This window comes from Haliovirga abyssi (assembly GCF_030295325.1).
Taxonomy (GTDB): Bacteria; Fusobacteriota; Fusobacteriia; order Fusobacteriales; family Haliovirgaceae; genus Haliovirga; species Haliovirga abyssi.
This window is the reverse complement of sequence record NZ_AP027059.1, coordinates 1,697,159-1,719,396: the sequence shown is the minus strand read 5'-3', so window position 1 is coordinate 1,719,396 and position 22,238 is coordinate 1,697,159. Positions and strand designations below refer to the sequence as shown.

Annotated in this window: 19 protein-coding genes and 1 CRISPR repeat array (1 of these 20 cut by a window edge); of the genes, 18 read left to right on the top strand and 1 reads right to left on the bottom strand. The window is 25.3% G+C overall.

All coding sequences use genetic code 11. The features are described from left to right. Positions 1-19: 19 nt before the first annotated feature. From hisD to gatB, 10 genes are all read left to right on the top strand, one after another. Positions 20-1,321, top strand: coding sequence for a histidinol dehydrogenase (gene hisD / locus RDY08_RS07600; protein WP_307903771.1), 1,302 nt, complete (start codon positions 20-22; stop codon positions 1,319-1,321). Further along, the gene (locus RDY08_RS07595; protein ID WP_307903770.1) at positions 1,311-2,006 is read left to right on the top strand and encodes an MtnX-like HAD-IB family phosphatase; all 696 of its coding nucleotides are present in this window, start codon (positions 1,311-1,313) and stop codon (positions 2,004-2,006) included. The genes hisD and RDY08_RS07595 overlap by 11 nt, the downstream gene beginning before the upstream one ends. 71 nt (positions 2,007-2,077) lie before the next feature. Next, a complete protein-coding gene (locus tag RDY08_RS07590) occupies positions 2,078-2,488 on the top strand; it encodes a GtrA family protein (RefSeq protein ID WP_307903769.1) in 411 nt (136 codons plus the stop codon). A 6-nt stretch (positions 2,489-2,494) separates the two neighbouring features. Then, entirely contained in the window at positions 2,495-3,232 is a 738-nt protein-coding gene (locus RDY08_RS07585; protein WP_307903768.1) for a polyprenol monophosphomannose synthase, read from the top strand. Positions 3,233-3,276: 44 nt separating this feature from the next. Beyond that, the gene (locus RDY08_RS07580; RefSeq protein WP_307903767.1) at positions 3,277-4,698 is read left to right on the top strand and encodes an ArnT family glycosyltransferase; all 1,422 of its coding nucleotides are present in this window, start codon (positions 3,277-3,279) and stop codon (positions 4,696-4,698) included. A gap of 109 nt (positions 4,699-4,807) precedes the next feature. After that, the gene (locus RDY08_RS07575) at positions 4,808-5,557 is read left to right on the top strand and encodes a phosphatase PAP2 family protein (protein WP_307903766.1); all 750 of its coding nucleotides are present in this window, start codon (positions 4,808-4,810) and stop codon (positions 5,555-5,557) included. 2 nt (positions 5,558-5,559) lie between these two features. After that, on the top strand, positions 5,560-5,847 hold the full coding sequence (gene gatC / locus RDY08_RS07570) for an Asp-tRNA(Asn)/Glu-tRNA(Gln) amidotransferase subunit GatC (protein WP_307903765.1): 288 nt from the start codon (positions 5,560-5,562) through the stop codon (positions 5,845-5,847). A 65-nt stretch (positions 5,848-5,912) separates the two neighbouring features. Further along, positions 5,913-7,370, top strand: coding sequence for an Asp-tRNA(Asn)/Glu-tRNA(Gln) amidotransferase subunit GatA (gene gatA, locus RDY08_RS07565; protein WP_307903764.1), 1,458 nt, complete (start codon positions 5,913-5,915; stop codon positions 7,368-7,370). Positions 7,371-7,691: 321 nt separating this feature from the next. Continuing rightward, the gene (locus RDY08_RS07560; protein ID WP_307903763.1) at positions 7,692-8,237 is read left to right on the top strand and encodes an ECF transporter S component; all 546 of its coding nucleotides are present in this window, start codon (positions 7,692-7,694) and stop codon (positions 8,235-8,237) included. 13 nt (positions 8,238-8,250) lie between these two features. Further along, positions 8,251-9,693, top strand: a complete 1,443-nt coding sequence (gatB, locus tag RDY08_RS07555) for an Asp-tRNA(Asn)/Glu-tRNA(Gln) amidotransferase subunit GatB (RefSeq protein WP_307903762.1) — start codon at positions 8,251-8,253, stop codon at positions 9,691-9,693. Positions 9,694-9,847: 154 nt separating this feature from the next. On the opposite strand, the gene RDY08_RS07550 is transcribed toward gatB, so the two are convergent. Then, positions 9,848-10,540 carry a LytR/AlgR family response regulator transcription factor gene (locus RDY08_RS07550; RefSeq protein ID WP_307903761.1) on the bottom strand — a complete coding sequence of 231 codons (693 nt, stop codon included), beginning with the start codon at positions 10,538-10,540 and terminating at the stop codon, positions 9,848-9,850. Between the two features lie 451 nt (positions 10,541-10,991). Here RDY08_RS07550 and cas6 point away from each other — a divergent pair, with 451 nt between their 5' ends. The 8 genes from cas6 (at position 10,992) to cas2 (ending at position 19,518) form a co-directional block, all read left to right on the top strand. Continuing rightward, positions 10,992-11,750 (top strand): CRISPR-associated endoribonuclease Cas6, encoded by a 759-nt coding sequence (gene cas6 / locus RDY08_RS07545; RefSeq protein WP_307903760.1) that lies wholly within the window; start codon positions 10,992-10,994, stop codon positions 11,748-11,750. 19 nt (positions 11,751-11,769) lie between these two features. Further along, positions 11,770-13,440 (top strand): type I-B CRISPR-associated protein Cas8b1/Cst1, encoded by a 1,671-nt coding sequence (gene cas8a1, locus RDY08_RS07540; RefSeq protein ID WP_307903759.1) that lies wholly within the window; start codon positions 11,770-11,772, stop codon positions 13,438-13,440. Continuing rightward, the gene (cas7i, locus tag RDY08_RS07535) at positions 13,440-14,312 is read left to right on the top strand and encodes a type I-B CRISPR-associated protein Cas7/Cst2/DevR (protein ID WP_307903758.1); all 873 of its coding nucleotides are present in this window, start codon (positions 13,440-13,442) and stop codon (positions 14,310-14,312) included. Before cas8a1 ends, cas7i begins: the two co-directional genes overlap by 1 nt. Then, positions 14,296-15,060 (top strand): type I-B CRISPR-associated protein Cas5b, encoded by a 765-nt coding sequence (gene cas5b / locus RDY08_RS07530; protein WP_307903757.1) that lies wholly within the window; start codon positions 14,296-14,298, stop codon positions 15,058-15,060. Before cas7i ends, cas5b begins: the two co-directional genes overlap by 17 nt. 253 nt (positions 15,061-15,313) lie before the next feature. Further along, positions 15,314-17,524 carry a CRISPR-associated helicase Cas3' gene (cas3, locus tag RDY08_RS07525; protein WP_307903756.1) on the top strand — a complete coding sequence of 737 codons (2,211 nt, stop codon included), beginning with the start codon at positions 15,314-15,316 and terminating at the stop codon, positions 17,522-17,524. Positions 17,525-17,703: 179 nt separating this feature from the next. Next, positions 17,704-18,207: a CRISPR-associated protein Cas4 gene (cas4, locus tag RDY08_RS07520; protein WP_307903755.1), complete on the top strand. Its 504-nt coding sequence runs from the start codon at positions 17,704-17,706 to the stop codon at positions 18,205-18,207. A gap of 31 nt (positions 18,208-18,238) precedes the next feature. Beyond that, positions 18,239-19,228, top strand: a complete 990-nt coding sequence (gene cas1b / locus RDY08_RS07515; RefSeq protein WP_307905455.1) for a type I-B CRISPR-associated endonuclease Cas1b — start codon at positions 18,239-18,241, stop codon at positions 19,226-19,228. A gap of 5 nt (positions 19,229-19,233) precedes the next feature. Beyond that, positions 19,234-19,518 carry a CRISPR-associated endonuclease Cas2 gene (gene cas2, locus RDY08_RS07510; RefSeq protein WP_307903754.1) on the top strand — a complete coding sequence of 95 codons (285 nt, stop codon included), beginning with the start codon at positions 19,234-19,236 and terminating at the stop codon, positions 19,516-19,518. A 200-nt stretch (positions 19,519-19,718) separates the two neighbouring features. Beyond that, positions 19,719-22,238: direct repeats of the CRISPR family, unit length 30 nt; unit sequence ATTTTAATCTAGCCATATTGGAATGTAAAT (it continues 406 nt past the right edge of the window).

The following is a 22,238-nucleotide window of genomic DNA, read 5'->3' as shown; positions in this document are numbered from 1 at the left end:
ATTTATATAGGAGGCAGAAATGGAGATTAGAAGATATAATAAAAATCTAAAAGATGTTTTGCAATTACTGGAAGGTAGATTTACAATTGATGAAAAATATGAAATTATTGTGAAAGATATTTTAAGTGATGTAAAAAAAAATGGAGTAGATACTATTGTAAAATACACTCAAAAATTTGATTCTGCTAGTTTTAAAAAAGAAGACTTAAAAGTTACTGAAAAAGAGATTGAAGAAGCTTATAAAGAAATTGATGGCGAATTTTTGGAAGCTATAAAAGAGGCAAAAGCAAATATAGAAAAATTTCATAAAAAACAATTAAGAAATTCTTGGCTGGATTATGGAGATAATGGAGAAGCTTTGGGAATGAAAATAACTCCATTAAAAAGAGTTGGATTATATGTACCAGGTGGACAAGGTGGAAATACACCATTAGTATCATCAGTATTAATGAATGGAGTTCCTGCAATAGTGGCAGGAGTAAAAGAGCTTGTAATAGCAACTCCTGTAAATAATGAAAATAAAATTAATCCATATTTATTAGTTACAGCAGATATTATAGGAATAAAAGATATATTCAAAATGGGAAGTGCTTGGGGTATCGGAGCTTTGGCATATGGATTAGAAGGAGTATTAGAACCAGTAAATAAAATAGTAGGTCCTGGTAATATTTATGTTACAGTTGCAAAAAAAATATTATATGGAACAGTTGATATAGATATGATCGCAGGGCCTAGCGAGATATTAATTATTGCAGATGAAAATGGTAACGAAAAATTTTTAGCAGCAGATTTTTTATCACAAGCAGAACATGATAAAATGGCAGCTTCTATTTTAATAACTACATCTGAAGAGTTAGCAAAAAAAGTAGAAAAAGAGGTTCAAAATCAATTAGATAAATTAGAAAGAAAAGAGATTGCAGGAGAAAGTATTAAAAATAATGGACATATAATTGTAGTTGATAATTTAAATGAAGCTTTTGAATTATCAAATGCTATTGCACCAGAACATTTAGAATTAGAGATAGAAAATCCATTTGAATATATTTCAAAAGTAGAAAATGCAGGAGCAATATTTTTAGGAAAATATACACCTGAACCAGTAGGAGATTATTTTGCAGGTCCAAATCACGTATTACCTACAAATATGACTGCAAAATTTTATTCGCCGTTAAATGTAGATGATTTTATAAAGAAAACATCAATTTTATATTATCCGAAAGAGCTTTTAATGGCAAAAGCTGATAAAATAATAAGAATTGCAGAAGTAGAAGGACTTACAGCACATGCAAATTCTATAAAAGTTAGAACAGATGAAAAATAGAAAAGATATGATTAATAAAAAAAATAAAGAAGATAAAATAATGATTTTAATAGATTTTGATAAAACAATTACTAATAAAGATTCAACAGATGAATTAGTAAGAATATATAATGAAGATGAAGTTTTAAATACTCAAAAGAGTTTTCAAAATAAAGAGATAAATATAAAAGAATATTTGTCAAAATTATTAGGTTTATTAGAATTATCAGAAGAAGAATTTAAAATAGATATTGTGAAAAATGTAGAAGTTGATAGATATTTTGTTGAATTTTTAAATTTTGTAAAATTAAAAAAATATGAATATAGAATAGTTAGTGCTGCAACTTGTGAAAATATAGATGCAGTATTAGAGTATAACAATATTTTTATAGATAAAAATAAAATTTATAGCAACAATTTAATTTTTGAAGATAATAAATTGAAAGTTGAATTTCCATATGAAAAAAATTGTGGATTTTGTGGTATTTGTAAAAAAAGTATATTGGGAAAATATAAAGATATGAAATATAAAATTATATATATTGGAGATGGAAGTTCTGATATATGTGCTAGTGGATATGCAGATATTTTATTTGCAAAAAAAGGATATGGGTTAGAAAAATATTGTATAGCTGAAAATATAGATTATTATGGATATAAAAATTTTAGAAATATAATAGAAAAGTTAGAAGAGAGCATAATTTAATTAAAAAATATAATAAAGAAAAATTTATGTAGGGGCATACCTATGTGTCTGCCCTATTTATTGGAGGCTGAATGTTAAAAAAAATTATGAAACTATTTATAAAATTTGGAATAGTTGGAATAAGTGGAGTAATTGTAAATATGATAGTTTATTCAATATTAATATTTATGAATATAAATTATTTAATAGCTGCTACAATTTCATTTTTTATTGCTGTTACAAATAATTTTATATGGAATAATATATGGACTTTTAAAGGAAAAGCAGAACATAAGAGCTTTAAGAGGAAATATTTTAGTTTTTTATTAATAAGTGGAATAAATTTTATTGTAAATATATTAGTTCTTAGGTTATTAGTTGAAAATTTTAGTATAAATAAAATTTTATCTCAATTAATTGGAATTGGTGTGGCAAGTACATTAAATTTTTTAGGGAATTATTTTATAGTATTTAAGGAAAAGAATCAAGATTATGGAGAGTGAAAAGTAATGAGTATATCAAAAAAAAAGGCATTAATAATAATACCAACGTATAATGAAAGTCAAAATATAGAAAAATTATTAGAAGAAATTTACAATCAAAAAAATGATATAAATATATTAATAGTAGATGATAATTCGCCAGATAAAACATATGAAATAATAGAAAATTTAATGAAAGATAAATATAATAAAAAATTATTTTTATTAAAAAGAGCAGGGAAGTTAGGACTAGGAACAGCTTATATAGAAGGATTTAGATGGGCTTTAAAAAATGAATATGATTATATATTTGAAATGGATGCTGATTTTTCACATAATCCTATTTATATCCCTAAATTTTTAGAAGAGATAGAAAATAATGATTTAATCATTGGAAGTAGATATGTAAATGATGGCGGAGTAAAAAATTGGGGAATAATTCGAAAAATAGTTAGTAGAGGCGGGAGCTTATATGCAAAAATAATATTAGGATTACCGTTAAATGATATAACAGGTGGATTTAAATGTTTCAAAAAAGAAGTATTAGAAAATATGGATTTAGATAGAATTAAATCAAATGGATATTCTTTTCAAGTTGAGCTTAATTATATAACATATTTAAAAGGATATAAAATAAAAGAAGTTCCTATAATATTTGAAGACAGAACATTAGGAAAATCTAAAATGTCTAAAAAGATATTTTTAGAAGCAATATTAATGGTATGGTGGATGAGATTTAATAGAAGATTTCTAAAAAATATTTAAGAAAAGATAAGGTTGTTTTTAAGCCATTCATAAGGAGGATTTATATGAGCAAAAAAATTAAATATTTTTTTTGGATAGTTCTAATATTGTGTTCAGTTTATAATATATTTTTACCATTACATCCAGATGAAGCTTATTATTGGGTTTGGAGTAAACATCTTCAGCTGTCATATTTTGATCACCCACCAATGGTAGCGTATCTTATTTCAATTTTCACATTTTTTTCAAATAATGAATTTTTTGTGAGACTTGGGACAGTAATTTCAATGGGAGTAACAGGAATTATTATATTTAAGCTTTCTAAAAAAATATTTTCAGGAAAAGTTGCAGAAAAAGCATTAATTATATTTTTATTGTTACCTTTAACACAAGCAGGTTTTATAGTTATGACACCTGATTCGCCTTTAATACTATTTTGGGGAGTTACTTTATATAGTGCATACATATATATTTTTGAAGAAAAATCAAAATATGCTTATTTGACAGGTCTATTTGGTGGATTATTATTAGTTTCTAAATATACTGGAGTATTATTATTAGTTTCGATATTTTTATTTCTTATTTTTTCTAAATATAAAAAATTATTTTTAAAAAAAGAGATTTATATTGCAATTTTAATTGCGATTTTAGTTTTTTCTGGAGTAATATATTGGAATTATATTAATGACTGGGTATCTTTTAAATTTCAATTTTCACATGGAGTTTCTGAAAAGAAAGTTTTGAAATTAAATAGTTTTTTTGAATTTTTAGGTGGTCAAATTGGAATTTTTAATCCGATATTTTTTATTGGGTTAATCTACTATTTAACAAAAGATTATATGAAAAATATAAAAGACAATAAATTTAAATATTTATTTATAACATTTGTATTCACTCTTCTGTTTTTCTTATATAATTCATTATTTAAAAAAGCTGAAGCAAATTGGGCAGCACCTGCATATATAGCAGGAACAATTTTAATTGCATATTTTATTGAAATTAATAATAAAAGAAAATTATATATATCTGGAATTATTTTATCATTTATATTTATTGTAATATTAAGATTTCCAGAAATATTACCATTGCCTAAACGAGCAGTTTTGAAAAATAAATTTTATGGATATAACAAACTGTTTAAGCCTGTAAAAAAATATTTGAATAAAGATATGTTACTATTTGGAGATTCATATCAAAATAGTTCTGAGGCTGGATATTATTTGGATAAAGTTGATGGATTATATAGTTTACCAGATTCTAGATATTCAATGTATAATATATGGCTAAAGAATGATAAAAAGAATGGTAAATTAGATAATAAAAAATCGATTATTATTATTGAAAATAATGACTTAAAAAGGCTGAAAAAATATTTTAATAATTTGAAATTATTAGAAGAGATAAATTATAAAGATAAATATGTAAATAGAAGATATTATGTTTATGAGGGGAAATATTATTCAGAAAAAAAAGAAACTATAAAATAATATTTTGATTTAATATATTCACATTATGTAGAATTTATTGTATAATATAAAATATACAATAAAAATTTTTAGTAATCAACTAAGAAATAATTAATAAAGGGAGAAAAAAATGTCAAAATTATTAAAACCATCAATTTTTTTATATATACTTTTTATTATAATGATTTATAAATTAATAAAAGAGGGATATTGGAAAAACATTCTTAAAAAAACAATAGAAGAGATAAAGAAAAATTATAAAATATTAACAGTTATTTTAATAGGTGTGATATTCATAATATTCTTTGTAGATTCAGATTTATCAAGATTTTTTAGTAAAATAAACAGTAAAAAAAATATCTTTAGTGTAATTTCTGAATTAGGAAATGTTTACATTGGAAATGGAAAATTTATTTTCCCATTTTTATTAACAGGTATAATTGTAGGGATAATTTTAAATCTAAAAAAAATAGAAAAAATATTTTCTATTTCACTAATGTCAACAAGTTATGCAGGGTTAATGGTTTTATTAATAAAAGGAGTTATATCCAGAGAAAGACCTTTTGTTGCAAACAATCCATTACAATTTTTTAATTATATAAAAGCATATAATGCAGGTGAATTATTTAAATTTGATTACCTAAGTATGCCATCAGGTCATACAATAACAGCATTTGCAACATTTATTCCATTTTTTTTATATGTTAAGAATAAATATTTAAAAGCATTATTTCTATTTATTCCATCAATAGTATTGTTTTCAAGAGTTTATACATATAGGCATTGGTTAAGTGATGTAATTGTAGGAGCAGTTTTGGGGAGTTTAGTTGCATATTCAGTTTATGAAAATAATAAAAATAAAATAATAGAGGAGGTATAAAGATGGCATTAACAAAAGAGGATGTACTAAAAATTGCAGGTCTTTCAAGACTTGAATTTAAAGAGGAAGAGGTTCAAAAATTTCAGTCACAATTAAATGATATATTAAAATATGTTGACAAATTAAGTGAAGTTGATACTGAGAATGTAGAACCATTATCTCATGCAATTGATTTGAAAAATGCATTGAGAGAAGATGTAGTAAAAAAATCGGTATCAAATGAATTAGCAATGAAAAATGCACCTCAAGAAGAAGAAGGAACTTTTATTGTTCCAAAAGTTGTAGGATAGAATAGAAGAAAATTAAAAATGAAAAAAAGAAAGAATTAGAAAAATAATTTAATAGGAGGTTAAGAATGGAATTATATAGTTTAACGGCACATGAATTAAAAGAGCTTTTAAGTAAAAAAGAGATTAAATCAACAGAAATAGTAGAAAGTGTTTTTAATAGAATAGAAAATGTGGAAAATAAAGTAGATAGTTTTGTAACTTTAACTAAAGAAAAAGCTATTGAAGCAGCTAAAAAAGCAGATGAAAAATTAGCAAGAGGAGAAACATTAAATGGGTTAGAAGGAATTCCAATTGCATTAAAAGATAATATGGTATCAATGGGAGATTTGACTACTGCAAGCTCAAAAATGTTATCTAATTATGAAGGGATTTATGATGGTTCAGTAGTAAAAAAATTAAAAGGAAATGGTATTCCTATTATCGGAAAAACTAATATGGATGAATTTGCAATGGGGTCATCTACAGAAAATTCATTTGTGAAAAAGACTAAAAATCCTTGGGATTTAAATAGAATTCCTGGAGGAAGTAGTGGAGGATCTGCAGCAAGTGTAGCTGCTGGGGAATCTATAATTTCTTTAGGTTCAGATACAGGTGGAAGTATTAGACAACCAGCTTCATTATGTGGAGTTGTGGGGTTAAAACCTACTTATGGAAGAGTATCAAGATTTGGATTAATAGCTTTTGCATCATCTCTTGACCAAATTGGACCAATAACAAAAGATGTAGAAGATGCAGCATTAGCGTTAAATGCTATTTCGGGATATGATAGTAATGATTCAACTTCTGTAAATATGGAAGTCCCAGATTATACAAAATTTTTAACAGAAGATATAAAAGGAATGAAAATAGGGATACCAAAAGAGTATTTTGTAGATGGAATGGAAGCAGGAGTAAAAAAAATTGTAAATGAATCAATTGAAAGATATAGAGACCTTGGAGCTGAAATAGTAGAGGTTTCATTGCCACATACAGAATATGCTGGACCAGCTTATTACATTGTAGCACCTGCAGAAGCAAGTTCGAATTTATCAAGATTTGATGGTGTTAGATATGGATATAGAACAAAAGAATATAAAGATTTAACAGAATTATATACTAAAAGCAGAAGTGAAGGTTTTGGAGATGAAGTAAAAAGAAGAATTATGATAGGAACTTATGTATTAAGTGCAGGATATTATGATGCTTATTATAAAAAAGCTCAAAAAGTTAGAAGACTTATAAAACAAGATTTCGATAATGCTTTTAATAATGTAGATGTAATATTAACACCAACTTCTCCATCTGTAGCATTTAAAATTGGAGAAAAAACAGATGATCCTTTAAAAATGTATTTATCTGATATATTTACAATATCAGCAAATTTAGCAGGTATTCCTGGTATGTCAGTTCCTGCAGGGTTATCAGAAGGACTTCCTGTTGGTATACAACTTTTAGGAAAAGCTTTTGGAGAAGGAGATATTTTGAAAGCAGGATATGCATTTGAAAAAGTAAGAGGTAAAGTTGAGCTTCCTAAATTAAAATAATAAAAATATTAAAAATAGCAATAATTTGTAGGAGTGAGCCTTGTTGGTAATGCTGTCAAGCTAAGGGAAATCACCCTCTCAGTCACTAGCGTGACAGCTCTCCCAGAGGGAGAGCCAAAAAGCCTCTCCTTTTAGGAGAGGTGGCAGCGAAGCTGACGGAGAGGTAGGGTTTTAAGTTTTTCTTAATTTAATGACATTGTCCTTGTGGGTACTCAATAAAATCAAGGACAGAACAAGGCGTTGCAACTGCAAAAATCAAAAATTAGATGATTATAACAAAGTTAGACATTGTGACACAATATGTAAGTGAGGAGATATAATATGGAAATTAGTGTAAAAAAAATAAAGGAAAAATCAGTTTCATTTTTACTTGCTTTTGGAATTACATTGATTATACCTTGGGTAGTACATTATATTGGATTAGGATTAAATTTGAAAGATCCATCATTTTTAGGGAAAACATTTTTACCTATGCATATAGGAGTTTTTTTAGCAGCAATGATATATGGTCCATTTGAAGGTGTGTTAGTTGGAGCATTAGCACCTATTGTTAGCTTTATGGTAACAGGTATGCCAATTGCAGCACCATTTCCTATGGCACAAATAATGACAATAGAATTAACAGCATATGGATTTATAACAGGAGCTATTTATAATAAAACTAAAAATGAATATATTTCATTAATTAGCGGAATGTTATTAGGAAGGGTTGTAGTGTTTATTGCACTTAGTATGAATTTTATAATGATAAAAAATCCTAAATTTTTACCAACTTCATTTATAGTTGGAGGAATTATGGCAGGATTAGTGGGAATAGTAATTCAACTTGCTATTATACCAATGATAGTAAAAAAATTAAAAAAATAGGAGGTTTATATAAATGGCTGTAGAGTATGAGGCAGTAATAGGGCTAGAGGTTCATATACAATTGAAAACGAATACTAAAATATTTTGTAGTTGTAGTACAGATTATGATGGGGATGAAGCAAATACTCATGTATGTCCAATATGTCTTGGGCATCCAGGAGTTTTACCAAAATTAAATGAAAAGGTATTGAGATATGCAATAAAAGCAGGATTAACATTAGATTGTAAAATTAATCAAGATACAAAATTTGATAGAAAAAACTATTATTATCCAGATTTACCAAAAGGATATCAAATATCTCAATTTGATAAACCATTTGCAGAATTTGGGCATATAGATATTAATGTAAATAAAAAAGAAAAAAGAATAGGAGTTACAAGAATTCATATGGAAGAAGATGCAGGAAAACTTGTACATAGTGATTTTGCTGATGAAAGTTATGTGAATTTAAATAGAGCTTCGATACCATTAATAGAAATAGTATCAGAGCCTGATATGAGAACTTCTCAAGAAGCATATGAATATTTAACTAAATTAAGAACATTAATAAAATATTCTGAAGTAAGTGATGTTAGTATGGAATTAGGATCTCTTAGATGTGATTCTAACGTATCAGTAAGACCAAAAGGTCAAAAAGAATTTGGAACAAGAACAGAAACTAAAAATTTGAACTCTTTTAAAGCAGTAGCAAGATCAATAGATTATGAAATAGAAAGACAAATAGAAGTGATAGAAAATGGTGGGACAATTACACAAGAGACTAGATTATGGGATGATAATTTAGGTATAACAAAATCAATGAGATCAAAAGAGGAAGCTAATGATTATAGATATTTTCCTGAACCTGATTTGGTTTCAATAGAAATATCTGATGAATTAATAGAAGAGATAAAAAATGAAATGCCAGAATTCCCAGAAGAAAAAGCAGCTAGATTTGTAAAAGAATATAAAATACCAGAATATGATGCAGATGTATTATGTACTGAAAAAGAGTTAGCTGATTATTTTGAAATAGCTGTAAAAAATTCAGGAAATGCAAAAACTACAAGTAACTGGATAATGACAGAAGTATTAAGAGTTTTAAAAGATAAAGGGATTTCAATAGAAGAGTTTAGTATATCGCCTGAAAATTTAGGTGGAATAATAAAATTAATTGGTGAAAAAACTATTAGTGGAAAAATTGCAAAAGATCTGTTTGAAATTATGTTAGAGGATGGCAGAACTCCAGAAGTAATTGTAAAAGAAAAAGGTATGATACAAATTACAGATACAGGAGCTATTGAAGAAATAGTGCAAAAAGTTTTAGATAATAATCAACAATCAATAGATGATTTTAAAAATGGAAAGAAAAAAGCAATGGGATATCTTGTAGGGCAAGTTATGAAAGAATCAAAAGGAAAAGCAAGTCCTCAAATTGTAAATAAACTATTAAATGAAAAATTAAGGAACGTTTAAAAAATAATGTTCTCATATTTTGTTATAAAAACGCTTGAACCATTGCGTATTTTAAAACAAAATGGGAATGTTATTTTTAAGCCATTCCTAAGTAGTATGTAATAAAAAACGGCATAAAAAAAACAGCTCAGAAGTTTTGAGCTGTTTTTTTATATCATAATTTTTGTTTTAATTCAAAAAGTTTATTCCTACTAATTTTAACTTTACTATTAGAGTTAAAACTAATAATCAACTCTTCTGAAGATATAAACTTAATATTATTTTTATTAATAATTAATCCTTTAGTTAGTTTAATAAAATTTTCTGGTAATTTAGCAGCAATCTCTTTTAAAAGGGCTCTTGTTTCATATTTTTCATTTGTAGAAGTTGAAACAGTTAAAAATTTAGCTCTTTCGGAAGTAGAAATATAGTCAATGTTATCTATATCTACTTGAATACTCTTATCTCTAGAAATTTTCACCCAAATAAATGATTCATATTTATTATTTGCTTTTATTACATTGTTAATTCTTTCTATTAGATTAGATTCCAAAATAGGTTTATCAAGGTAGTCATCAACTATTTTTTCAATAAAAAGCTGTCTTACTAATTCACTAGACCCATTTGCTGTAATAAGAATTACAGGCGTATTTGATTTTGATTTTGATAGTTTTGCAATATCTATTCCTGAAATACCAGGTAAATTCATATCAGTAATAATAATATCAAAATCTTTGTGATTTGGATTATCAAAGAAATCTTCTCCTGAATCATAAGTTTTTATAATGGAATCATTAAAATGTTTTTTAAGAATCTCTTTTAATAAGAGTAAAATATCCCCTGAATCATCAATTATTGCAAATTTCAAATTGCGCACCTCCTTATTTTTTTCCCCACAAATTATTATATCATAACAGGTATAATAGTTCAAGAATTTTGATATTATATTAAATAGATATAATAAAATAAAACTTGAATTTTTGTAAAAAAAATAGTAATATGTTGTTGGGGAAGTTTTAAATGGGGAAATTAAAAAAATTGGAGGAAATCTAAGCAAGTTATTTGTTTAGGTATTTTTCAATTTTTTTGTTTTTTGGAATTTTATGTAATTAGATTGGAGAATAGGGAGATGAGTGAGAATAAAATAAAAACAGAAGAACTAATAAAAAAATCTTTTTGTCACCAATTGCCACTAATATTCACTAATAAAATAAAATAGATGAGGTTTGGTTAGTGGATAAATTTATTATATATAGGAATTAATTGTTTAGCAGGTTCTTATCTGTTTACAAACTAATTTAAGGAGGAGAGGTTGAATTATGAGATTTAATTTGAAATTTGAATTGAAAAAGAAAGAAATTCCTTTGGATTATAGGAGGGCATTTATTTCTTTTCTGAAGTCATCATTTGAAGATTATAGCGAAAAATTTTATGAAAAAAATTACATTGGGAAGATGGGACGAGATCCAATAGTTAAACCATTTACATTTTCAGTATATATGAAAAATCCCAAATTTTTATCTGATAAGATAGAGATTGAGGGGAATGAGATATATTTGAATTATTCTACATTTTCGCAAGAATATGGATTGTATTTTTATAATTCTATACTTGGGAAATTACACAAAGTTTATAATTTTAAAAATAGTTTTGAATTTACATTAATAAATGTAAAAATGGCAAAAGAAAAAGTAATAAAAAGCAATGAAGCTATATTTAAAACGTTATCACCAGTAGTTATAAGGTATCATGATAATAAAAATAGAGATAATAGTAAGGATAACCATTTGGTTTATAATGATGAAAATTTTTTAGATCAAATGAAAATAAATATTTATGAGAGTGGAAAGAGTTTCTTTGATTTTGATATAAAAAAAGATGTTGAAAATTTAAAAATAGAGATTGGGAAAATGAAATCTGTACCAATTTCTCATTTTGAAGAAAGGATTCATAGAAGAATTACTGGTAATATTGGAATAGTAAAAATTAGTGGAGATGGATATTTGTTGGATTATTTATATAAAGCAGGAATTGGAAGCAGGAGATCGCAAGGGTTTGGAATGGTAGATATGGTGTGATGGAAGGAGGTGAGGTAATATGGAAGAGAAGATACATTTATCGTTAAAGGATTGGCTTTATAATGTAGGAGTAGTAGGTTTTATAAATATCTTAAAATATGCTGGTCATGAGGAAGAAATTGAATTTAATGGACAGGAAGTAATAATTGATTCTAAAGTGTTAGAGAATTTTGAAGAAAAATATTTTAATTATTTTATTAATACTTATGAAAAAAAATTAGCTTGGTCAAAAGTAGTTTCTTATAGAAATAAAATAGAGTATTTTGAAAAAGAAAATTATAGTAACTTTGATAAAAAAGCTTTTGAAAATTTTAATAAGTATATAGAAAACTTAAAAAAATATTTAAAAAGTAATAGCCATAAAGCAGCATATGAATTAATTAGTTCTGATTTTCCAATATTAGAAAAAGAAAAAAATATACAGAAAATAAAACTTAAAAAGAATGAAAGTATTGAAGATAGGTTAGAAGATGTAAAAAGAATAATTGAAAAAATAAAAGAAGTAATAGATTTTTATTCATTAGATGAAGTAAAAAAATATATAGCAGCTAAAAACGTTATTTATACTATAATTAAAAATGCTTGGAATGGTATATCTTTTTTAAATCCGCAAACTAAAGAAAAAAATATTTATAGTGATTATAAAAATTATTTTCCTTTATCAACTTTTAAATACTTAAATGAGTCTAAAGAAAAATATAAGTATGACTGTTTTACTTGTGATAATAAAATAAAAAAAATGGATAATGATTTAGGATTTTTAAATGCAACTGGGTTTGATACTAGCAGAAAAACATCTCATGTTTGGAATTTTGTGAATGATATTGCTATTTGTCCTGTTTGTAAGCTCATTTATTCTTGTGTTCCTGCAGGTTTTACTTATGTATATGATAAAGGAATATATGTAAATGCAAATCGAAGTATTGCAGAAGCAATAAAAATAAATAATAGAGTAAGGATGACAATATTAAATGATGAAGAGATGAATTCTAATACAACATATAGAGCAATGATAACTGCAATGAGTGAAAGTATAAATAATAGTTCTAAATATGAATTGTCAGATATTCAAGTTGTTAGATATGAAAATGAAAAATATAGATTTAATATTTTATCTAAAAAGATATTAAATCTTATTAATAATTCTAAGCATGAATTAGATATTTTAATAAAAGCAGGATATAAAGAGATTGATAAATATTTTAGAGTTTATGAAGAAGTAATGAGAAATATTTTAAATAATGAAAATATGTTTTTACTTATACACAAGATGTTGATTTTAAAGTTAACAAAATCAAATAATGCTTTGTTTAATGGAAGGCATTTATTAGCAGTAATAAATATAAACTTTGAATATTTGAAAGGGGTTGGAGAGATGAAGAAGATAGAAAAAGATGCTTTAAAATCTTATAATGGAGCAGGGTATTATTTGAAACAAGCATATAAAGACAAAAATTCTGAAAACAAACTTAATGGAATTTCCTATAGATTATTAAATGCACTAAAGACTAATAATAATGGGATGTTTATGGATACTATTTTAAATTGTTATCTTTATACAGGAAAGAAGGTTCCAAAGTTTTTTATTGATTGTTTGCAAGATATAGAAACATTTAAAACAATAGGGTATGCTTTTGTAAGTGGTTTAATTGATGATAAAAATAATAATTTAGATGGGGGCGATAGATAATGAAAACAAAAGGACTAATTTTATCAATGATTTTTGAGGCAGAAAGTGCAAATTATGGAGAAGGAATAGGGAATGTAGCTTCGCTAAAAAAAATGTCAAGAGGTAATGGAAATCAGTATACGTACATCTCAAGGCAAGCAATAAGATATAATATTATAGAACAATTAGGAGAAAAATTAACACCTACAAGGGTTGAAAAAGAAGTAGTTCAATTTTCACCTGAAGCAACAATAAAAGATTATCCAGAAATAGATTTTTTTGGATACATGAAAACAAAAAAAGGAGAAGGGAGTGTAACACGTTCAGCCGTAGCAAGATTATCTAATGCTATTTCTCTTGAAACTTTCAAAGGTGATTTAGATTTTCTTACAAATAAAGGGCTATCAGATAGAACAGGTGGAGAAATGAAAGGAATGAATATAGCACAATCTGAAATACATAGAAGTTATTATAGATATAGTATAGCAATTGATCTTGATAAAATAGGAATTGATAAAAATGATAGTATAAATCTTGAAAATGATGAAAAAGCAAGAAGAGTAAATAAATTATTAGATACAATAGCATTGCTTTACAGAGATATTAGAGGAAGAAGAGAAGATTTAAAACCTTTATTTGCAATAGGTGGGGTATATGATATAAAAAATCCTATATTTGAAAATGTTTTAGATATAAAAAACAATAAATTAGTAATAGAGTCGATAAAAGGAGTGTTGTTTGATTTTATAGAAAAAGATACAATTTGTGGATTAATAGAAGGTAAATTTGATAATGATATTAAAATAAAAGAAGAGTTAAAAGCTGAAAGTATGCCAACACTATTTAAAAACTTAAAAACAAAGGTAAGTGAGTATTATGAAAAAAGCAATTAGAATTAAATTAGAACAAGAACTTGTTAATTATAAAGTTCCTACAAGTTTTCAGCTAAAAGAAACATATCCATTGCCACCATATTCAACAGTAATTGGGATGGTACATTCAATTTGTGGGTATGAAGAATATAAAGAAATGCAGGTAAGTATTCAAGGCAAATATCACTCTAAAGTTAATGATTTGTTTACAAGATATGAATTTAAACCTGAAATGAAATTTGAATCTGGTAGACATCAGCTAAATGCTAATGGGTTTGGGATTGGTAGGGGTATTGCTACTACAGAGCTATTAACAGAGGTAGAATTGCTTATACATATAATTCCAGAAGATCAAAATTTAATAGAAGAAATAGAAAAATGTATAAAAAATCCATTAGAATTTATATCTCTCGGAAGAAGAGAAGATTTAGTTATAATAAAAGAAGTTAATTCAGTAGAGATAAGAGAAGAAGAATTTGAAAAGGATTTAGAATTATCTAATGATTATTTAGCTTATATTCCTTTAGAGATGATAGAAAGTGAAAAAATAATTTTAGGTTCAGAAACTAGTTCGTATGGAATAGAAAATAGAGGGACAATGTATAATTTGAATAAAAATTATGAACTTAAAAATTTTGGGACTAAGAAACAACCAAAATATTTTAGAAAATGGAATAAAAAGAAAGTAATTTATTCTTCAAGAATAATAGGAAGTGAAGGTGAAAAAATATTAGTTGATGAAGATAGAAATATTGTATTTGCAATTTAATAATAGGCGTGTTAAATGCTAAAAAACTAAAATCTCAAGAACCTCCCTTGTTGGAGGATTCTCTTATCTAAGAGATATGTGGAAATAAAGGCATTAGAAACACATAGCGTTAGAAATAATTTAATAAGGTTCTTAAAAAAATTAAGGAGTCATTTGTTTTAAAAATATGAATGTATCTATAGATTTTTTTAATGTATCTAATATTATTGTGGGACGACATAAGTCGTTTCACAATAATATATTGGGGGAATATATGAATAATTATCTTGCAAAATCCAATCCAAGAGAAACAATACAAGAACATACAGATAATTTACTTAGAAATTTTGAAATTATAAAAAGCGTTTATTCTGATTTAGATATAAATTGGAATGCCTTAAAAATTTCTTGTATTTATCATGATCTAGGGAAAATAAATAGAAAATTTCAAGATAAAATTGAAAAAATAAAGAAACATAAAGATGAAATAGCACATAATTTATTAAGCTTGGCTTTTATAAATGCAAAAGAATTAAAAGAGGAATATAATTTTACAAATAATGAGATTAAAATTATATCTCAAGCAGTGGCAAGGCATCATGAAAGAGGAGATTATAATGCAGAAAATTATAATGAAGAAGTAGAATTACTAAAAAAAGAAGCGGTTAATTTTAAATATGATAAATTAGAAATAAAAAAAATAAAAAAAATTAGTGCAAAATATTTTGCAAATGAAAGAACATATGGAGATTCTGATTATTTTCTTGAATATGTAAAAATAAAAGGGCTATTAAATCGTCTTGATTATGCAGCAAGTGGTGGTATTGACGTTGAAGTGAAAAATGATTTTTTAAATGATAGTTTAGATAAATTCAAAAAAGAAAACAATTTTAATTGGAATGATTTACAAAATTTTATGAAAAATAATTTAGATAAAAATATAATAGCAGTAGCCCAAACAGGGATGGGAAAGACAGAAGCAGGATTATTATGGATTGGTAATAATAAAGGCTTTTTTACATTACCTTTAAAAACGGCTATAAATGAGATTTATAAAAGAGTAGTCAACGAAATTGTTAAAAATAAAGAGAGAATAGGGCTACTTCATTCTGATACATATAGTAAATATCTTGAAAATAAAAATAATGGTGATAATATAGAAGAATATTATAATAAAACAAAACAATTATCGCTACCTTTAACAATATGTACACTTGATCAAATATTTGATTTTGTATTTAGATATAGAGATTTTGAATCCAAACTTGCTACTTTATCATACTCTAAAGTGGTTATTGATGAAATTCAAATGTATTCACCAGATTTATTAGCTTATCTTATATTAGGATTATACTATATTGATAAAATAGGTGGAAAATTTGCAATATTAACAGCAACACTTCCACAAATAATTATTGATTTAATGAAGAAAGAAGGAATAAATTTTATTACTGGAGAAAAGCCCTATATTAATTCTTTGATAAGGCATAGTATTAAAGTTAGAAATAGTGAAATTGATAGCAGAGAAATAATAGAAAAGTATAATAAAAATAAAGTTTTGGTAATTTGTAATACAGTTAGAAAAGCTCAAGAAATATTTGAAGAATTATCTAATAATAAAGAATTAATTGACAAGAAAGTAAAAATTAATTTATTACATTCAAAATTTATAAAAAGAGATAGAAAGAATAAAGAAAAAAATATTATGCGTATGGGAGATAAAAATTCAAATGAAATTGGAATATGGGTTGCAACTCAAGTAGTAGAAGCATCTCTTGATATTGATTTCGATTTGTTATTTACAGAACTTTCTGATATTAATGGATTATTTCAAAGATTTGGAAGATGCTATAGAAAAAGAGCTTTTGATAAAAATGGTTATAATTGTTATGTATTTGATGGTGGTGAGAATAAATGTAGTGGAGTAAATTATGTTATTGATAAAGATATCTTTGAATTTTCAAAAGAAGCTTTGAAAAATTTAGATGGGAAAATAACAGAGCAGGATAAATTAGATATTATTGGAGAAATATATACAACTGAAAAGTTGAAAAATACGGAATATTATAAAAAAGTTTTAGCCAATATAGATTATATAAAAACTATACCTGAATATGAATTATCAAAAAAAGAAGTTAGAAAGAGATTTAGAGATATAGAAAATATTACTATTATTCCAAAAACTATTTACGAAGAAAGAAAAGATGCGATTGATGAATTAATTTTAGATATAAACCGAGCAATCTATAATAATGAAAATAGGAAAGAATTTACAGAAAATAGGATAAAAAAAATATATGAGCTGAAAGATTATACAGTTGATATAAGAAGAAATGAAATATATGGAATACAATTAAATGAAAAATTGAAAATAGGAAAATATATGGAAATTCCAATTTTAGATTGTAAATATTCAGAAAAAGAGGGAGTAACAATTGAGAAAAAAGTTGATAGAAATATTGATTTTGATTCAAGGAGTTTTTAAAATTAATTTGCTAAGGAACATTTAAAAAATAAATTTCTTATATTTTGTTATAAAAATGGTTGAAGCACTGCATATGTTAGGCGTAGTTTTTTATGTGCTTTTCATAAAAGAACCTTGAGCCTTTTAAAACAAAATTGGATTGTTATTTTTAAGCCATTACTAAAAAGAAGGTGACTCCAATGCAACAAGAAAACATAAAAATAACAGGTGTAATGTTTTACTATTATTTTGTATGCAAAAGGAAACTTTGGTATTTTTCAAAAAATATATCTATGGAAAATAATAGTGAAAATGTATCCATTGGAAAATCAATAGATGAAAACAGCTATAAAAAAGAGAAAAAACATATAATGATAGACAACACAATAAATATTGATTTTATTGAGGGATATAAAGTAATTCACGAGATAAAAAAATCTAAAGCTATAGAAGAAGCAGGGCATTGGCAAATAAGATATTATCAATATTATTTAAAGAAAAATGGAGTGGATAATATGGATGGAATAATTGATTATCCATTATTAAGAAAGAGAGAAAAAATAGTTTTAACTGAAAAAGATGAAGAAAAAATTGAAAACATTCTGATTGAAATAAAAGATATAATAAAAAGAAAAGAGATACCTAAAAAAATAGATAGTAAAATTTGTAAAAAATGTGCATATTACGAATTGTGTTATATTTAAATTTTAAGCTATTTCTAAGGGGGTGTTTAAAATAAAAAGAAATTATTACCTTTCAAAAAGTGGAACTTTAAAAAGAAAAGACAATAGTTTGAATTTTATAATTAATGGAGAAAATCATTATATACCTATAGAAGATGTGGATGTAATTTATATTTTGGGAGAGCTAAACTTAAACAGTAAACTTATTAATTTTCTATCACAAAATGGAGTGATACTACATTTTTTTAATTATTATGGATTTTATACAGGTAGTTTTTATCCAAGAGAAAAACTTAATTCTGGATATTTATTTGTAGAACAAGTTAAACACTATATTGATAATGAAAAAAGAGTTGAGATTGCAAAAGAGATAATAAATACAGCTTCTTTTAATATTCATAGAAATATAAGGTATTATAATGAAAGAGATAAAGATTTGGAAATATATATAGATGAAATATCAAAAATCAGAAATAAGATAGAACAATGTAAAACTATAACAGAAATAATGGGAGAAGAGGGTAATATTAGAAAAACCTATTATAAAACTTTTAATACAATTATTAATCAGGATATAAATTTTACCAAAAGAGTAAGAAGACCACCTGATAATATGATAAATACTCTTATGTCTTTTGTAAATACATTAATATATACAACAGTATTAGGAGAAATATATCATACTCAACTTTCTCCAGTTGTAAGTTTTTTACATGAGCCTGGAGAAAGAAGATTTTCTTTAAGCCTTGATATTGCAGAAGTTTTTAAACCATTAATTGGAGATAGAATGATATTTTATTTATTAAATAAAAATATTATTACAGAAAAAGATTTTGTTGAGGAAATTAATTATATGTATATGAAAGACGGTGCAAGAAAAAAGATTTTAAAAGAGTATGATGAGAGATTAAATAAAACAATAAGACATAAAAAATTAAAAAGAGATGTTACATATAAACATTTAATAAGATTGGAATTATATAAATTAGTTAAGCACTTAAGCGGGGAGGAGGAATATGATGGATTTAAAATTTGGTGGTGATATTATTGTATATTATACTTGTATATGATATAATATTTACAGACACAAAAGAGGGTTCTAAAGCTTTAAGGAGGATATTTAAAACTTGCAAAAGGTATCTTCATCACATACAAAATTCTGTTTTTGAAGGTGAGATATCAAATGCAAAGTATATTGAAATGAGTTACGAATTAGCAAAATATATAAGAAAAGATATGGATTCTGTTATTGTTTTTAAACAGGATTCAGGGAAATGGTTAAGAAAAGATTTTTTAGGAATAGAAGATGATAAAACAACTAATTTTTTATAGAATGATTTTATAAAAACTGTCGACCTGTAATAGAGCAAAAACTATTTGGGATCGACAGCGTGGGAATAGCTTGATTTTGTTAGGACTTTGGAAAATGAATAGATTTTTTCTTATAAAAATGAGTAAAAGTGTCGAGGTCGACAGAATGAAGAATTTTATACTTGATTTTAAAAGGATTGAGTGGTAAAATAAGGGCACGTATTTTAATCTAGCCATATTGGAATGTAAATTGAGGGATTTAAGCATACTACAGAAATTGAGATGGCATTTTAATCTAGCCATATTGGAATGTAAATAATGAAATGTTTAAATACTATCAAAATTATTAATAAATTTTAATCTAGCCATATTGGAATGTAAATAAAGCAAAATAAACAACATAGCCTTTATAAGCCGTTATTTTAATCTAGCCATATTGGAATGTAAATATCAAAAATCAATTAGAGGCAAGTTCTCGGACTTATATTTTAATCTAGCCATATTGGAATGTAAATTGTATTCTGTTGTGTCGCTATAACTGAAAGATGTAAATTTTAATCTAGCCATATTGGAATGTAAATAAGCTTTGCAATGCATTTTTAAAACCTTTTTGCATTTATTTTAATCTAGCCATATTGGAATGTAAATTATTTTATCCTATATGGTGTTTCTTCTACATTTAATTTTAATCTAGCCATATTGGAATGTAAATGATAGAGGAGGGGATGAAGAAGAATTTAAAAAAATGATTTTAATCTAGCCATATTGGAATGTAAATTATTTTCTGCTATCTCTGCCTTACCGCTTTTCTCTTTTTTATTTTAATCTAGCCATATTGGAATGTAAATACATTTTCTTGGGCTGTCATATCATTAATCGTCCACATTTTAATCTAGCCATATTGGAATGTAAATCTCAAATTTATATTTTCTACAAATAATCTGTATCTTTATTTTAATCTAGCCATATTGGAATGTAAATTTTTATGTCTATTACTTCAACTTTTCTATTTTTAATTTTAATCTAGCCATATTGGAATGTAAATTTTTATGTCTATTACTTCAACTTTTCTATTTTTAATTTTAATCTAGCCATATTGGAATGTAAATACATTATTTTCTACCCCTACAGCTGTTCTTGTTCCATTTTAATCTAGCCATATTGGAATGTAAATATATCAAATAGTATTCCAGAGTCATCTTCTGTTTCTATTTTAATCTAGCCATATTGGAATGTAAATTCATATTAATGCAACTATAACAATATCTCTAAATATATTTTAATCTAGCCATATTGGAATGTAAATAAATAATGCAATAATTAACCTTGGAGCTGCAACAAAATTTTAATCTAGCCATATTGGAATGTAAATCATAGTCTAAAGGCAAACTAGCTTTTGCTATTGTAGATTTTAATCTAGCCATATTGGAATGTAAATCTTGAATTTGGTGCATATTCTAATATAGTTTTTCTAATTTTAATCTAGCCATATTGGAATGTAAATATTCAAAAGGAATCTGTAACTCATCAACAGAAGGTATTTTAATCTAGCCATATTGGAATGTAAATTAGCAAGTACATAGCTTCATCTTTTGAAATACCATTATTTTAATCTAGCCATATTGGAATGTAAATTATTAATTTTAAATATTTTGACCTCTTTTTCGTTTTGATTTTAATCTAGCCATATTGGAATGTAAATTCAGCTCCAGGCCCGAATACTTGTTGCATAACTTTAATTTTAATCTAGCCATATTGGAATGTAAATATATTATAATAGATCCAGTATGTCTTCGGTTAACTTTATTTTAATCTAGCCATATTGGAATGTAAATCCATTTTACCTAATGGTGACAAAGGTGTTTCTATCAATTTTAATCTAGCCATATTGGAATGTAAATAACGCAGAGCACGATGACATTGTAGATACAATAAGATTTTAATCTAGCCATATTGGAATGTAAATTTTTAATGGTGGGGCTGTTGTTGAATTTTTAGATAATTTTAATCTAGCCATATTGGAATGTAAATCTAATTATCATTTTTTATCACTCTCCTTTTATTTTTTATTTTAATCTAGCCATATTGGAATGTAAATGTAGAATCAGGGAATTTTTTCAGAGATTTAATATATTTTAATCTAGCCATATTGGAATGTAAATGAAGGGGCATCTGATTGTATTTATTATAGAATTGAAATTTTAATCTAGCCATATTGGAATGTAAATTATATAATAGCTACTATCTTTGAAAATTTCAAAACATTTTAATCTAGCCATATTGGAATGTAAATATAGAAATAGGAGAATTAAATGGAACACTAATTGTAATTTTAATCTAGCCATATTGGAATGTAAATACAATAGTATCAGGAAGTGATACAATTAAGTGTAAATTTTAATCTAGCCATATTGGAATGTAAATTAACCTAAATGAAGAGTATTAAAAGAAGCTATTGTATCATTTTAATCTAGCCATATTGGAATGTAAATTATAGCAGCAATGATTTAGATATTTTAAAATCTTTAATTTTAATCTAGCCATATTGGAATGTAAATTATTTCAATTTAAATATAAATACAAATATCACAGCATTTTAATCTAGCCATATTGGAATGTAAATTATATTTATATACTTAGAATTGGAGTTGATAGAATGATTTTAATCTAGCCATATTGGAATGTAAATATTTTTAAAGGAAAATATCAAGATTTTTTATCTGAATTTTAATCTAGCCATA

Bases quoted from the DNA above. Each gene is read 5' to 3' on its own strand.
- hisD (WP_307903771.1), top strand. From the start codon at position 20: ATGGAGATTAGAAGATATAATAAAAATCTAAAAGATGTTTTGCAATTA.
- RDY08_RS07595 (WP_307903770.1), top strand. From the start codon at position 1,311: ATGAAAAATAGAAAAGATATGATTAATAAAAAAAATAAAGAAGATAAA.
- RDY08_RS07590 (WP_307903769.1), top strand. From the start codon at position 2,078: ATGTTAAAAAAAATTATGAAACTATTTATAAAATTTGGAATAGTTGGA.
- RDY08_RS07585 (WP_307903768.1), top strand. From the start codon at position 2,495: ATGAGTATATCAAAAAAAAAGGCATTAATAATAATACCAACGTATAAT.
- RDY08_RS07580 (WP_307903767.1), top strand. From the start codon at position 3,277: ATGAGCAAAAAAATTAAATATTTTTTTTGGATAGTTCTAATATTGTGT.
- RDY08_RS07575 (WP_307903766.1), top strand. From the start codon at position 4,808: ATGTCAAAATTATTAAAACCATCAATTTTTTTATATATACTTTTTATT.
- gatC (WP_307903765.1), top strand. From the start codon at position 5,560: ATGGCATTAACAAAAGAGGATGTACTAAAAATTGCAGGTCTTTCAAGA.
- gatA (WP_307903764.1), top strand. From the start codon at position 5,913: ATGGAATTATATAGTTTAACGGCACATGAATTAAAAGAGCTTTTAAGT.
- RDY08_RS07560 (WP_307903763.1), top strand. From the start codon at position 7,692: ATGGAAATTAGTGTAAAAAAAATAAAGGAAAAATCAGTTTCATTTTTA.
- gatB (WP_307903762.1), top strand. From the start codon at position 8,251: ATGGCTGTAGAGTATGAGGCAGTAATAGGGCTAGAGGTTCATATACAA.
- cas6 (WP_307903760.1), top strand. From the start codon at position 10,992: ATGAGATTTAATTTGAAATTTGAATTGAAAAAGAAAGAAATTCCTTTG.
- cas8a1 (WP_307903759.1), top strand. From the start codon at position 11,770: ATGGAAGAGAAGATACATTTATCGTTAAAGGATTGGCTTTATAATGTA.
- cas7i (WP_307903758.1), top strand. From the start codon at position 13,440: ATGAAAACAAAAGGACTAATTTTATCAATGATTTTTGAGGCAGAAAGT.
- cas5b (WP_307903757.1), top strand. From the start codon at position 14,296: ATGAAAAAAGCAATTAGAATTAAATTAGAACAAGAACTTGTTAATTAT.
- cas3 (WP_307903756.1), top strand. From the start codon at position 15,314: ATGAATAATTATCTTGCAAAATCCAATCCAAGAGAAACAATACAAGAA.
- cas4 (WP_307903755.1), top strand. From the start codon at position 17,704: ATGCAACAAGAAAACATAAAAATAACAGGTGTAATGTTTTACTATTAT.